The following is a 14096-nucleotide window of genomic DNA, read 5'->3' on the forward strand; positions in this document are numbered from 1 at the left end:
TTTAAATAGCGTATGATATAGGTAATGAGTCGCAGAATTTTACGTTCGTAATACTATTCGTGTGAGGTGAAGATGATGAGAATCTTAATCGTAGATGACAATCCGACTAATGTTATCATTATCCGTGAAATCCTGAAAAAAGAAGATTACCGAAATTTCGTAACCGCATCCTCTGCAAAAGAGATGCTTACACGGTTGGGTATCGGTTCTGTGAGTGAAGATGGACGTCCTCGGATGTCAGATATCGATCTGATTTTACTGGATATGATGATGCCGGAAATGGATGGAATCGAGGCATGTCGTGTTGTACAGCAATACGAACACCTAAAGGATATTCCAATAATAATGGTTACAGCTGTTGGAGATTCCAAGAAGCTGGCAGAAGCACTGGATGCAGGTGCAGTAGATTATGTTACGAAACCCATTAACAAAGTGGAGCTGATGGCCAGAATTCGGCTCGCGCTGCGGTTGAAGCGAGAGAAAGATTGGCATAAGGAACGAGATCAGCGAATTCAAGAAGAATTGAGACTGGCCGCACTTGTTCAGAATGCTGTGTTGAGCTTGCCTCTTCAGGAAGAGGATTTTGAGGTCAATGCCATCTATCAGCCATCCTCTGAGCTTGCCGGTGATTTATACGCGTGGTATCCCCTTGGTGATGGCCGATATGGCGTGATCCTGCTGGACATTATGGGACACGGAATATCGTCATCTCTTTTTTGTATGTTTCTTGCTTCTGTGTTAAAGGACACGGTAACTACGTATGTAGAGCCGGAAAAGGTAATTCAAGAGCTCAATCGAAGGTTTAATCAGCTCTATATTGAGAAAAAGCTGATCCAATACTACTTTACGACCATTTATCTTGTGATAGATACCCGTATGAAACGTATTGACTACGTCAACGCCGGGCATCCACCTGCGCTATTTTTTGAAGGTGTGGCTAAGACTCCAGTCATGCTGGAAAGTAACTGTCACCCAGTAGGTTTGTTTGAACGGATTGATATTCAGCCACAGAGCTTAACCTATGAAGATGAAGGGCATCTAGTTCTTTATACAGATGGTCTATTGGAACTGGTTGAGGGCGAACAAGAAGAGCAGCTGAAATTTATGATTCAACATTTAAATGTTGAACATGAGTGGAACGAAGAAGCTATTCGAGCTGCTTTTTTCAATGTTGAGGTTCCTAAAGAGCGTGATGATGATAAGTGTATTGTGTGGATCTCACTGAAGAAGGGAACAGATAGAGAATGAAGATAAAGGCTAAACTCTTAATTGGCTTCAGTGCCATGTTAGCGATTATGCTTGCACTTACGATGATAGGGTACGACCGCTTAAATTATATGAATAACCAACTGGAAGGGTATCAGGATAGATATATGAAGGGGCGGTCTTCTTCGGGGATGCGTGGAGAAGTCAATGATATGGCGCGAATATTGACCACGACCATGTTGAGTGCAGATGCATCATCGGTAGAATCTCAAAAGAATGAGATTAATAAAAAGATTACTAAAGCGAATGAGCACTACGAGAAAATAAAAGCATCGATGACTAGCGCTGAAGAAATGCAAATGGTTGGTCAAATAGATGATGCGTACACCACTTATTTAAATTATCAGGAAAAGGTATTGAAACTGCTATCGGCTGGTTATTTTCAGAATGCTAGCACGTATTCCAACACAGAGGGACAAGCGATTCAGAATGCCGTGTTAAACGCTCTGAACAGTCTCTCTGATTATAATGCTTTTATTATGAATGAAGAGAGTACGAAGGCCAACGAAGCTTATAAAAGTTCGACTCAGATGGTAGTTCTAATGATGATTATGGGCTTACTTCTCGGACTTGGAGTGGTTTTATGGATCATCCCAAGCATCACTCGGGGGCTTAATGTCGTTTCGATGATGATTACCAGCTTTGGCAACGGTAGAGTGAGGGCCATACGGCGTATAAAGGTTACTACTAAAGATGAAATTGGTGAGGTTGCTCTTGTCTTTAAGAAGATGGCTTTAGATCTTGAACAGAAGCAGCAAATGGAACAGGCCTATGCGCAAGCGCAGAATGACCAATCCTGGCTGAATGCGAATGTTGCTCGGGTGACGGAACTATTGCGAGGTGTTAGCTCCTTGGATCAGGTCTCACAGACCTTCATCAATGAGTTTACCCCTGTGCTGGGAGCACAGTTCGGAGCTGTATATTTAAAAGATGCCAATCGTCCTGACTTTTTACGAAGCAGTGGATATTATGCAGTAGATAATGATAAGAAACCTAAGGACGGGTTTGTGATTGGAGAAGGGCTTGTAGGACAAAGTGCGCTCGATATGCACCCGATCAGACTGGAGAAGGCTCCTGAAGACTATTCATCCGTTAAGTCCGGATTCGTGGATGCGCAACCTGGATATATTTCTATCCATCCGCTTATTTTTGAAGACGAACTGCTAGGCGTAGTAGAATTTGCTTCATTCCAACCTTTTAGCAGTTTGAAAAATGATTTACTGCAACAACTCGCTAATAATTTAAGTATTATTTTTAATAATATTAGCCGTCGTTTGATCGTGGAGAAATTGTTGCGTGATTCACAAGCTCTTACGGAGGAGCTGCAGTGTCAGTCGGAGGAACTACAGACTCAGCAAGAGGAATTGCGTCGTTCCAATGAGAACTTGGAAGAGCAGACGGATGCGCTTAAACGTTCGGAAGAATTGCTCCAGCGTCAGCAGGAAGAACTGGAGCATTATAATACGGAACTTATTGCGAAGACCCGCGCTTTAGAGGAACAAGTGCAGGAGGTTGAAGAGAAGAAGGATGAAATTGAGCATGCAAAAATTCAATTAGAGAAACAGGCCAAGCAATTATCCGTTACTAGTAAATATAAATCAGAGTTCTTGGCGAATATGTCTCATGAATTGCGAACTCCGCTCAACAGTCTCTTGATTCTGTCGCAGCTACTCACGGAGAATAAGGATGGCAACTTGTCAGAGAAACAGGTTGAATTTGCACATACGATTTATATGTCAGGTGCAGACTTGCTTAAGATGATTGATGAGATTTTGGACTTATCCAAGGTTGATGCTGGCAAAATGGAACTGAACCAAGAAGAAATTAAATTAACGGAGCTGAAGAGCTTTGTGAAGCAGAATTTTGCTCCGCAAGCGCTCAAAAAGGGACTTTCTTTAAAAATTACCTTTAATGAGCCACTGCCAGATAGTGTCATTGCCGATGGTCATCGGTTGAAGCAGGTGCTAAGAAATCTGCTTTCTAATGCCTTTAAATTTACGATGGAAGGATTTATTGAGTTCTCGGTTAGCCAAGCAGATGACAATCTTATTCCGCTAGATCTGCCAGGTGAAGTTGAATATATTGCTATTGCTGTAAAGGATAGCGGAATTGGTATTCCGGCAGACAAAACTGATATTGTGTTCGAAGCCTTCCAACAGGTGGATGGAACTACCAGCCGTAAATTTGGGGGGACAGGCTTAGGTTTGTCCATTAGCCGTGAGTTAGCACGTTTAATGGGTGGAGCTATTGTACTGGAATCCCGTGAGGGCCAAGGTAGTACCTTTACTATGTATTTGCCAGTTATAGGGAATTATATTAAGCAGCAACCTGCAGTAATAGAAGCTGCTGCTTCTAGAGAAGATGCAACCTTCGAGGGGTATATTGGAGATATACTTCCAACCCTTGTACCAACGCAGGCTCATGCACCTATCCCACAATTGGTGATCGATGATGATCGTGATCAATTAACTGCAAATGATAAGGTTTTACTTATTATTGAAGATGATGAGAGCTTCGCAAAAATTCTGCTGGATATGGCTCATGGCCGCAACTTCAAAGGACTGGTAGCCCTCCAAGGGGATACCGGATTGCAGATGGCGAAGACTTATTTACCAGATGCGATTATTCTTGATATTCAGCTGCCGGTTATGGATGGCTGGACCATCCTTAGAGAACTAAAGAGTGCATCACAGACTCGCCATATCCCTGTCCATGTCATCTCTGTAAATGATGAAGTGAAGCAGGGGCTTATGATGGGGGCAATGGCTTATTTAAGAAAACCTTCTTCTAGAGAGGCGCTAGAACGGGCTTTCTCGCAAATCGAGAACTACACCTCCAGTACGTTGAAGTACTTGCTGATTGTAGAGGATGATGAGATTCAACGTCGTTCTATCATGGAGTTGATCGGTCACGACGATGTGGCCATAACCGCAGTTTCAACTGGCGGGGAAGCACTGAATGAGCTGCGGAAGCAGAGATATGATTGTATGGTTCTAGATTTGATGCTTGAGGATATGACAGGCTTCGATCTGCTGGATCAGATTCGTGATGATGAGGAATTAAATGATCTGCCTATTATTATTTATACGGGTAAGGATTTGGATGGCAAAGAAGAGACGCAGCTGCGTAAATATGCGGAATCAATCATTATCAAGGATGTACGTTCTCCAGAGCGGTTGTTGGATGAGACAACATTGTTCTTGCACCGGGTAGAAGCAAATCTTCCGGAAGATAAACGTAAGATTCTGCAGAAGCTTCATAATAAAGAAGAATTGTTTGAAGGAAAGAAAATACTGCTCGTCGATGATGATATTCGCAATGTCTTTGCGCTCTCCAGCGTACTCGAAGAGTATCATATGGAAGTGAAGTTTGCGGAGAATGGACGCGAAGCGCTGGAAATGCTGGTAGAGCAAGAAGATTTTGATCTTGTGCTAATGGATATGATGATGCCAGAAATGGACGGATATGAGGCTATGCGCCGGATTCGCGAGATGCCACAGTATCAGAAACTGCCTATTATTGCGCTGACCGCCAAAGCTATGAAAGAGGATCGTGCCAAATGCATTGAAGCTGGAGCCTCTGACTATATGAAGAAGCCAATTGCAACAGGTCAACTTCTATCTTTAATGCGAGTCTGGCTGTATTCGTAACCTTAATATTGGGGTAATACTTTAAAAGAACTAACAAAAAGCCATTCTTCAAAAGTGCGGCGTGTTGATAAGGGAGTCGGGATAACAATGAAAGCAATAGAACACGGATATGAGGAGCAACCCGTTCTGGCGGGAAGTGACGAACTGGAGCAAATTGAGATTGAGCTGCTTCTTGATGGGGTACACCGTTTATATGGCTATGATTTCCGGAATTATGCGTTGCCTTCATTAAAACGGCGCATCTGGCATCATGTTCATGCGGAGAATGTACTCACCATATCCGCGCTGCAAGAGAAGGTTCTGCATGATCGGGCTTGTTTTGAACGATTTGTCTACAGTCTCTCTATTCCTGTGACTGAAATGTTCAGGGATCCGGGATTATTTCTAACTTTTCGCCAGAAGGTAGTTCCTTTGTTAAGAACCTATCCCTATATTCGTATCTGGCATGCCGGATGTTCCACTGGGGAGGAAGTTTATTCTATGGCCATCCTGCTTCATGAAGAAGGGCTTTACGATAAGGCTCGAATTTATGCCACAGATATGAATGAGCGTTCTTTACAGCAGGCTAAGGAAGGCGTTTATGATATTAGCAGAATGAAGCAATACACAAAGAATTATTTGGAGGCAGGAGGTACCCGGGCATTTTCCGAATACTATACTGCTAAGTATAACTCAGTTATTTTACAACCTTATTTACGCAAAAATATTATTTTTGCTGAGCATAATTTAGCTACTGACACTTCATTTAATGAATTTAATGTTATTCTCTGCCGGAATGTAATGATCTATTTCAATGATGAGCTTCGTGATCATGTTCACGGGTTGTTTCATGAAAGTCTAAGTCGCTTTGGAATCCTTGTTCTGGGCTCTAAGGAGTCCATTCACTTTACGAAATATAGCGATTGCTATGAATCTTTAGACAGAGTGGAGAAAATATACCGTAACATAAAATAACGCATGTAGGAGGGTGGTCCTATGGGGTTTCAAGAACCAATTCATATACTACTAGTAGACGACCGTCCTGAAAATTTGCTGGCGCTGGAGGCAGTGCTTGAGAGCCAGCATTACGAGCTAATTAAAGCTACCTCCGGTGAAGAAGCGTTGCGCTGTTTGTTAAGGTATGATTTTGCTGTCATTGTACTAGATGTACAGATGCCGGGTATGGATGGAATTGAAACTGCCAAATTGATCAAGGCCAGAGAGAAAACGAAGGAAATTCCGATTATTTTTATCTCTGCCAATAGCAAAGAAGCGGAGCATTTATTCGCGGGCTATTCGGCAGGGGCTATTGATTATATGGTCAAGCCTTTCATTCCACAAATTTTGAACTCTAAGATACAAGGCTTTGTCGAAATGTACATCACGAGCAAGAAGCATCAGACTCAAACCATGCTGCTGCAGCAAAAGACGAAAGAACTGGAAATCATTAATAGTGAGCTTATCAAGGCAAAAGAAGAGGCGGAGATTGCCTCGAAAGCAAAGTCGGAATTTCTAGCCATGATGAGTCATGAAATTCGTACACCTATGAACGGCGTAGTTGGCATGATCGATCTATTAATGGAGACGGATCTTACTTCTGAGCAAAAGGAATATTCGGAGATCATTCGGAAAAGTGCGGACACGTTGATTACGGTAATTAACGACATTCTTGATTTTACTAAAATGGAATCTGGAAAAATGGAAGTTGAAGAGCACTTATTTGAACTCCGAAATTGTATTCAAGAGGTGTTCAGCCTCTTCTCGATAGAAGCAGGAAAGAAGAACCTGGAGCTCGCTTATTTTATTGATCAGAAATTGCCTCGGCTTTTATATGGGGATATGGCTCGTTTACGCCAAGTTTTAATTAATCTGATCGCTAACGCAGTTAAATTCACAAATCAAGGTGGGGTCTATCTAGTCGCCTCGATCAAGAGCGTTGCGGATCATAAAATGGAAGTTGAGTTCACAATTATGGATACGGGGATTGGTATTTCTCCGGAGAAATGTGACCGACTATTTGAGCCCTTCTCGCAGCTTGATTCTTCCATGACACGGAAATATGGGGGAACAGGTCTGGGACTAGCTATATGTAAATCTCTTGTCGGAATGATGGGCGGAGAAATTCGGGTAGAATCGATGGAGCAAAAAGGAGCCACTTTTATCTTTACGATTCAGGTATCTATGCCAGGAGAAGATTTGATAGGTGGATATCAAGAAGAGGAATCCACACATCCTGTTTCCAATCAAGAGGGAAGAAGTAGAATCCTTGTTGTGGATGACCATCCGATTAATCAGCGTCTAATGGTCAGCATGCTGGATAAGCTGGGCTATGCGGCCGATATGGCTGAAGATGGTCAACAGGCTGTGGAGATGGCGATTAAACACCCTTATGATTTTATCTTTATGGACCTTCAAATGCCAGTGATGGATGGCTTGGAGGCGACCGCTCAAATTCGTCGAGAGGGTGGTCCTGCTGCCGAGAAGACCGTTATCATTGCAATGACGGCGAACGTCATGGAAGGAATTCAGAATCGCTGTAAGGCCTCTGGAATGGATGATTACATCAGCAAACCGCTGAAGATGAGTAGTATAAAACAAATTATTTCTCGATATTCTAGCAACGACAATGTATTAGTAGAACCTGATATATCTATTTTCCAAGCGTAATCTAGTATTTACCAATCCGTTTTTTTAACGTTATCTGATTCAAAGGTATATCATTAAGGTTATTAATATAGAAAATATTTGTTCAGGAGAGATCGTCTAATGAATACGCATAAAAGTAACAAGTTCCATGCTAAGACAGAAACCAAAGGGAATGTATGCTCAGTTTTCCTGAGTGGTGAACTTGATTTATCAGTTGCTTCCGATTTCCGCCTGGTTATGGAGCCACTTGTGGGAGACACCAAACTAGATTTAGTTATTAATCTAAAAGAATTAAAATACATCGATAGCACAGGGATTGGTATTCTACTTTCGATCCTGAAATCAAGACAAGGAATGGACGTTAAGTTTATGGTTGAGGATGTTCCTCCACAAATTCAGAAGTTGTTTGACATGACTGGTATTTCCAAGTTTTTTGCCTCCCAAGAGAATTCCCACTAGGAAAGGATAGAACAAAGAATGAGTGATGATGTGCAAAAAGTAATTCTTCAGTTGCCTGCTAGCGCAGAGTATGTGGATATTGTTAGGTTGAATTTATACGGCATTGCCTCGAAAATGGGTTTCACCTATGAGGATATAGAAGACATGAAAGTGGCAGTGTCAGAGGCGTGTAACAATTCAGTATTATATGCCTATGGCCAAAAAGACGGAGTAGTAGATGTTATTTTTGAGGTAGAGGAAAGCTCCTTATCCATTACAGTCAAAGACGAAGGGGAGAGCTTTGACGGCTTGGACAAGTCTAATGAACGTATGACACTGCATGATAAGGAGTTAAGTGACGTTCAGGTTGGCGGGTTAGGGTTCTACTTAATGCAAGCGTTGATGGATGACGTTAGTGTCGTAAGTGAAGCCGGAAAAGGGACGGTGGTAACTTTGAAGAAGCACCTTAATTTTAGCGAGGAGAAAGTATGAGTGACAAAGTGACTCCCCCCGAGTCCATGAATGAAGCAGTCACCCAAATTTGGGAGTATCAGCAGACCAAGGATAACGATCAGGCGACGTTGCTGATACAGAAATATGAGCCTATGGTGAAAATGGCTGCTGGGAAGATTTCCCGTAATCGCCCCGACTTGTATGAGGATTTATATCAGGTCGGGCAAATGGCGCTCATCCGGTTACTGCAGCAATATGATATCAGTCTCGGAATCCCTTTTGAGCCCTATGCGATGAAAAGCATGATTGGACATATGAAGAATTATTTGCGTGATAAATCTTGGTACATACAGGTTCCTAGACGGATTAAAGAAAAAGGAGCGCTTGTTCAACACGCGATTGATGAACTTACAGTGAAGCTTGAGCGTTCTCCTGCGGTCGATGAGATCGCTCATTATCTTGATCTGTCTGTTGAAGAAACTGTAGAAGTACTGGCAGGCAGAGAATGTTACCATTACGTATCTCTAGATTCACCGCTTTCTCAAGAGGAGACTGGAGCTACGCTAGGGGAGCTTATCAGCTCTGATGCGAACGATTACGAGACTGTAGAGAAACGAATGGATCTGCAGCAAGCACTAGGACAATTGAAGGAGCAAGAGCAGCAAGTGTTGCTGCTAGCCTTCCAAGATGGTCAATCCCAGCGGGCAATTGCTCAGAAGCTGGGGGTTTCACAGATGAGTGTTTCACGGATACAGAAGCGGGCCACTGAGAAGTTAAAGCAGATTATGGCCAACTCATCCTATTGAGCTCCTTTATGTGTAATATACATTACCTGGATTTGAATTCTACTGTTCGACGATAAGGACATGCCTCTCTCCGTGCCTGGAGAATAGCATGTCCTTTATTTGTGTTCCACAACGCCCTTACCCCGCTTGTCCGGCTAACCTTGAAGGATTAGCCGGACAAGCGGGGTAAGGGGGAGCGGTGATAGATGGGCGATAAATAGCCCACTTGTTAGCTGTTCGCATCAATGTATTTTTTGATCTCGCCAAGGTATTCACCGATCACGGGAACATCAAGAAATAGACTAAGAATGTAGCCCAGAACACCAAGGACTACGAACGTTCCGAGAGATAGGCCGAGACCTCGGGATATACCGGCCATCAAGTTTGTGATAATTCTTTTTTTGGGATCTGAGTAGTTATCAAGGATGTCCTTAAATTCTGATTTTTCTAGTGAGTCAGCAATCTTATCCAGACGGTTGTTTAAGCGTTTGACCTCATGCCGTAATTCGAAAGGATGTTCATCAATTTCATATGCTTTTGTTTGGCTATTTGATTCTCCCATGGAGCACCCCTGCTTTCTGTAGCCCGATCGGGCATTCATTAAGGATCTATTCAATCAGATGAAACTTTATATAGGGTATAACTAAACAACAGCCAGCTGCGGACAGCTGGCTGTTGTCGAATGAAATGATAGCTGTATTATGCCGCAGATTAGTAACTGGATTTATAGGAGGATTTAACATCCTCTTTCGCATCTTTAGCCTCATCGGCGACTTCTTTAGAGGATGCTTTGGCTTCGTCAGCCACTTCTTTAGAAGCGTCTTTAACATCAGAGGCTACATTATTTGAAGCTTCACTTACAGTGTCACCAATTTTGCTGCCTGCTTCTTGAAGGGTAGCGGCAATTTGCTGCTTGCTGTCACTGACAGTAGTGTAGATATCAGAAGCTTTGACTGAAACTGTACTAGCCAGATCGGTTGCTTTTTCACCTACCGTTGTGGCAATGGCTTTGGTCTTGTCAGTTACGACACCAGCAACTTCTTTAGTTTTGTCAGTAGCAAGCGTAAGTTTATCGGACAGATCACTGCGCATTTCACGACCAGGCTTTGGTGCAAATAATAGGGCTGCTGCAGCACCTATTAAGCTACCAATAAAGATACCTTTGAAAAAGTTGCTTCCGTTTTCTACTTCATGCTCTACTTTATGTTCTACGTTACTCATCACCAATCACTCCTTATAAGTTATCTTACTTCGTATTTAAACTTTGGCGTATAGGCTGAAACAATTGATGAGCAAGGCGTAGATGGCGAGGGGCTCTTGTTATGGACTATTTATTAACAGCTTGGAATACCGCATAGCCGAATTCGGGCAGATTCAGATGTAGTAATGATGTGAATTTTTCTGTTCGCTTCTGCGTCTCTAGGTTTACCCATATAGCATCCATCCCGGGTACAGGAATGGTGGCGTCGACTAGCACCTCTTCATTGTTGAGCACGATTAAGAAGCGGTTATGTTCGTCCCACCGTTCATATACAAGCAGTCTTGGGTGGTCCGGGATCTCCAGCGATTTAAAGCCGCTACTACGGAACGCAGTATGCGAATTACGAAGACCGATCGTCCAGCGATAGTATTCAAACAGTTCCCTGTTCTGTTTCTTGATGTCCCACTCCATACATTTACGATTATCTGGGTCATATTCACCTTCCATACCGATTTCATCGCCATAGTAAATACATGGTGCTCCCTGAAAGGTCATTTGGAACAAAACGGCCAGTTTTAATCTCCGGATGTCACCACCGCAAAGGGTCAGGAAACGAGTTGTGTCATGGCTGTCTAATAGATTAAAAGTGGCCTCTGTAATTTGCTGCGGGTAATTCGCTAGCATAGTAGCAATCGATAGAGAAAATTGTGAAGCATTAATTTGTCCGTGAGCGAAGAAATTAATCTGAATGTTGGTTAGTGGGTAATTCATAACGGCATCAAATTGATCGCCAAGTAGCCACGGCAAGGAGTCATGCATAATTTCGCCTACAAGATAGGCTTCTGGATTAATGCTTTTGATCGTATTACGGAATTGTCGCCAGAACGTATGAGAGACTTCATTCGCGACATCAAGCCGCCAACCGTCTACACCGATTTCCTCAATCCAATAACGACCAACGTTCAACAGATACTCTCTGACTTCAGGATTCTCAGTGTTGAATTTTGGCATGATAGGCTCGAATGCAAATGTGTCATAGGTGGGAATTCCGTCGATGACTTGTGGTGGCCACTCACGCACATGAAACCAATCGGCATAACGGGAAGAACGCCCGTTGGTGAGCAGATCAACAAATGGCGGAAAGGTATGGCCGCAATGATTAAAGACACCGTCTAGAATGACGCGGATACCTTTGGAATGACAGGCGTCGACAAGTTCTTTTAGCAAAGCGTTGGTTCCAAAATGAGGGTCCACCAAGAAATAATCCTTTATATCATATTTATGATTGGTGGTTGCCTCAAACAGAGGATTGAAATAGATGGCGGTAATGCCCAATTCACAGAGATAATCCAAATGATCTAGTACACCTTGCAAGTCTCCTCCGAAGAAATTCCGGGGACTCGGCGTACCGCCCCAATCTAGCACATCTGCCGGATCGTTAGTAGGATCGCCATTTGCGAAACGCTCCGGAAAAATTTGATAAAATACTGCATCCTTTACCCATGCTGGAGGGGAGTGTACATCTTCACGGTTCAAGAAAGGAAAGTCGAATAAGCCCTCATATATTATGACTGGAGGCTCTGAGAAGAAGCCTTTTTCCAAATAATAAAGGACCTCATCTTTGTTATAAAGTGCAAAATAGTAAGTGAGTCTGCGATAAACAGGACGGACCGCAGCCTGCCAATAATCGAATAAGCTATCAGAAGCCATGTGCTGCATGGGAATAACCTCATGGGTTTTGTCCCAACTGTATTTATCTCCGCAAAAAAGATCAATCTTTGACACGTTATCCCGTTTAGTTCTTATGCGAATATGCAGTGTAGACTCATCGTAGGCATATGACCAATTCTGCCCCATGCGATGATAAACGGCTTCTTGTTGAATCATAATCAATTTCCATCCCTTCGTGGCCTGTAAACGCAAAAAAGGGCCAACCTCATGATAATCAGAGGTTGAACCCTTGGCGGTTTCATTGCCTTTAAATTTTGTCTGAATCTTATCATACCCCTCAAGATTAAAGCAAGAGATTATTTCACATGAATTCACAATATGGAATATTTAGTATGTAGTTGAAAAAAGGAGAAAATATAAGGAAAAACAAGAAAAGTGCTATTAAATAACCCCATTTGGATCTATACTCTGATTGCAATCCAAATTATGGGTATTATAGAATGAGGGCGAACGAACTTGATTTTTCTTAATACGCAAACAAATTAAAGGCACTGTTACCTAAAAGGTACAACCTCGGCACTTTGTGCGAATGAGGTTGTACCTTTTTTGCATGCTCTTTTTCTATGCGTGTTAGGTCTGATCACTTATGAATAAAGGGGAGATGAGCAAATGAAGAAGAGTAAACGATCTAAAATGCAAGCGGTATCATTTAGTTTGACCCTAAGTCTGCTGTTGGCATTGACGGTTACGGCTTGCGGTTCAGGCAATGGGAACTCTACGGCTCAGCCGAATTCAAGCCCGAATTCCACAGTGAACGAGCCGGGGGGAACTACAAATGAGACGAATCCCGCCGAAGAGGAGCTGAAACCGGAAGCTGGGGCCGAATTAACGGTCTGGGAAGCCAAGGAGCAGGTTGAGTACATGAAGCAGTTAGCCGCTGATTTCGAAAAAGAATACGGCGTTCCTGTCAAGGTTGAGGAAATGGCGGGCGGCGATCAGGGAACAAGGTTGGCGACAGATGGCCCGTCCAAACTAGCCGCCGATGTGTTGACTCTCCCGCATGATCAGATTGGTCAGGCTGTCAAAGCGGGATTGCTTTTGCCAAATGATGTGTTTGAGGAAGAAACGAAATCAACTATGGTGGAGACAGCTATTCAGGCATCGACTTATGACGGTATCCTGTACGGCTATCCTAAATCGGTGGAGACCTATGCGCTGTTCTACAACAAGGATCTGATATCCGAAGCTCCAAAAACTTGGGATGATGTGATCGCTTTTGCCAATACGTACAATAAGCCGAAAGAGAACAAATTTGCGATCATGTGGGAATTCGTCGGGTATTACAGCTATCCATTCATTGGCAGCTTCGGCGGATACATTTACGGTGACAACAATACGAATGTCAAAGATATCGGCTTGAATAATGAAGGCACCGTCAAAGGATTTACCTTTCTTCAGAGCTTAAAAGGAATTCTCCCATTGAATGCAGGAGATATCACCTATGACGTTAAAACTCAATTGTTTCAGGAAGGCAAGCTGGCGATGAACATCGACGGGCCTTGGTCCATAGCGATGTTGAAGGATCATGTTAACCTTGGAGTGGCGCCTCTTCCTAAGGGACCTGATGGTCAAGACAGCATTTCTTTTTCCGGTGTTAAATCGTATTATGTCAATTCCTATACGGTATATCCGGTCGCTAGCCGCTTGTTCGCGCATTTTGCAAGCAGCAAGGAGAATCAGCTAAAGAACTTTGAAATGACGGGTGCGATTCCTGCGAGCATTGAAGCCGGAGAAGCGCCGGTAATCAAAGATGATCCGATTATAAGTGGATTCTTCGAGCAGTTCCAACACTCCGTGCCGATGCCTTCTCTATCGGAAATCAAATCCGTCTGGGAACCGCTAAAGGCAGCTTTTGTATCCCTGTGGAACGACCCGGGTCTTGATGTTAAGCAGACGCTCGATAAGACTGTATCAACGATTCAGGCCGATCTGGATTCGAAGTAAAGG

At 43.1% G+C, this 14096-nt stretch carries 11 protein-coding genes; 8 read left to right on the forward strand and 3 right to left on the reverse strand.

Annotated elements, in window-relative coordinates:
• Nucleotides 1-75: 75 nt before the first annotated feature.
• The 7 genes from ACQKMP_RS26565 (at nucleotide 76) to ACQKMP_RS26595 (ending at nucleotide 9238) form a co-directional block, all read left to right on the forward strand.
• On the forward strand, nucleotides 76-1248 hold the full coding sequence (locus ACQKMP_RS26565; protein ID WP_042191856.1) for a SpoIIE family protein phosphatase: 1173 nt from the start codon (nucleotides 76-78) through the stop codon (nucleotides 1246-1248).
• Complete coding sequence (locus tag ACQKMP_RS26570) at nucleotides 1245-4916, forward strand: response regulator (RefSeq protein WP_339243505.1); 3672 nt, start codon at nucleotides 1245-1247, stop codon at nucleotides 4914-4916. Before ACQKMP_RS26565 ends, ACQKMP_RS26570 begins: the two co-directional genes overlap by 4 nt.
• An 87-nt stretch (nucleotides 4917-5003) precedes the next feature.
• Nucleotides 5004-5870: a CheR family methyltransferase gene (locus ACQKMP_RS26575; RefSeq protein WP_042191852.1), complete on the forward strand. Its 867-nt coding sequence runs from the start codon at nucleotides 5004-5006 to the stop codon at nucleotides 5868-5870.
• A 21-nt stretch (nucleotides 5871-5891) separates the two neighbouring features.
• Nucleotides 5892-7562, forward strand: a complete 1671-nt coding sequence (locus ACQKMP_RS26580) for a response regulator (RefSeq protein ID WP_042191849.1) — start codon at nucleotides 5892-5894, stop codon at nucleotides 7560-7562.
• A 99-nt stretch (nucleotides 7563-7661) separates the two neighbouring features.
• Nucleotides 7662-8000 (forward strand): STAS domain-containing protein, encoded by a 339-nt coding sequence (locus tag ACQKMP_RS26585; RefSeq protein ID WP_427471901.1) that lies wholly within the window; start codon nucleotides 7662-7664, stop codon nucleotides 7998-8000.
• An 18-nt stretch (nucleotides 8001-8018) separates the two neighbouring features.
• Complete coding sequence (gene rsbW / locus ACQKMP_RS26590) at nucleotides 8019-8471, forward strand: anti-sigma B factor RsbW (RefSeq protein WP_042191848.1); 453 nt, start codon at nucleotides 8019-8021, stop codon at nucleotides 8469-8471.
• Nucleotides 8468-9238 (forward strand): sigma-70 family RNA polymerase sigma factor, encoded by a 771-nt coding sequence (locus ACQKMP_RS26595; protein ID WP_042131042.1) that lies wholly within the window; start codon nucleotides 8468-8470, stop codon nucleotides 9236-9238. The genes rsbW and ACQKMP_RS26595 overlap by 4 nt, the downstream gene beginning before the upstream one ends.
• Nucleotides 9239-9446: 208 nt before the next feature.
• Here the strand turns inward: ACQKMP_RS26595 and ACQKMP_RS26600 are convergent, their stop codons facing one another.
• From ACQKMP_RS26600 to ACQKMP_RS26610, 3 genes are all read right to left on the reverse strand, one after another.
• Nucleotides 9447-9779: a DUF5665 domain-containing protein gene (locus ACQKMP_RS26600; RefSeq protein ID WP_042191847.1), complete on the reverse strand. Its 333-nt coding sequence runs from the start codon at nucleotides 9777-9779 to the stop codon at nucleotides 9447-9449.
• Between the two features lie 149 nt (nucleotides 9780-9928).
• On the reverse strand, nucleotides 9929-10438 hold the full coding sequence (locus tag ACQKMP_RS26605) for a YtxH domain-containing protein (RefSeq protein ID WP_042191844.1): 510 nt from the start codon (nucleotides 10436-10438) through the stop codon (nucleotides 9929-9931).
• A 106-nt stretch (nucleotides 10439-10544) separates the two neighbouring features.
• Nucleotides 10545-12305, reverse strand: coding sequence for a glycoside hydrolase family 13 protein (locus ACQKMP_RS26610; RefSeq protein WP_427471903.1), 1761 nt, complete (start codon nucleotides 12303-12305; stop codon nucleotides 10545-10547).
• Between the two features lie 453 nt (nucleotides 12306-12758).
• On the opposite strand from ACQKMP_RS26610, the gene ACQKMP_RS26615 reads away from it, so the two are divergent.
• Nucleotides 12759-14093: a maltose ABC transporter substrate-binding protein gene (locus ACQKMP_RS26615; protein ID WP_427471905.1), complete on the forward strand. Its 1335-nt coding sequence runs from the start codon at nucleotides 12759-12761 to the stop codon at nucleotides 14091-14093.
• Nucleotides 14094-14096: the final 3 nt, after the last annotated feature.

Source organism: Paenibacillus sp. NPDC101420 (assembly GCF_050277435.1).
In the GTDB taxonomy this organism is placed as follows: Bacteria; Bacillota; Bacilli; order Paenibacillales; family Paenibacillaceae; genus Paenibacillus_AQ.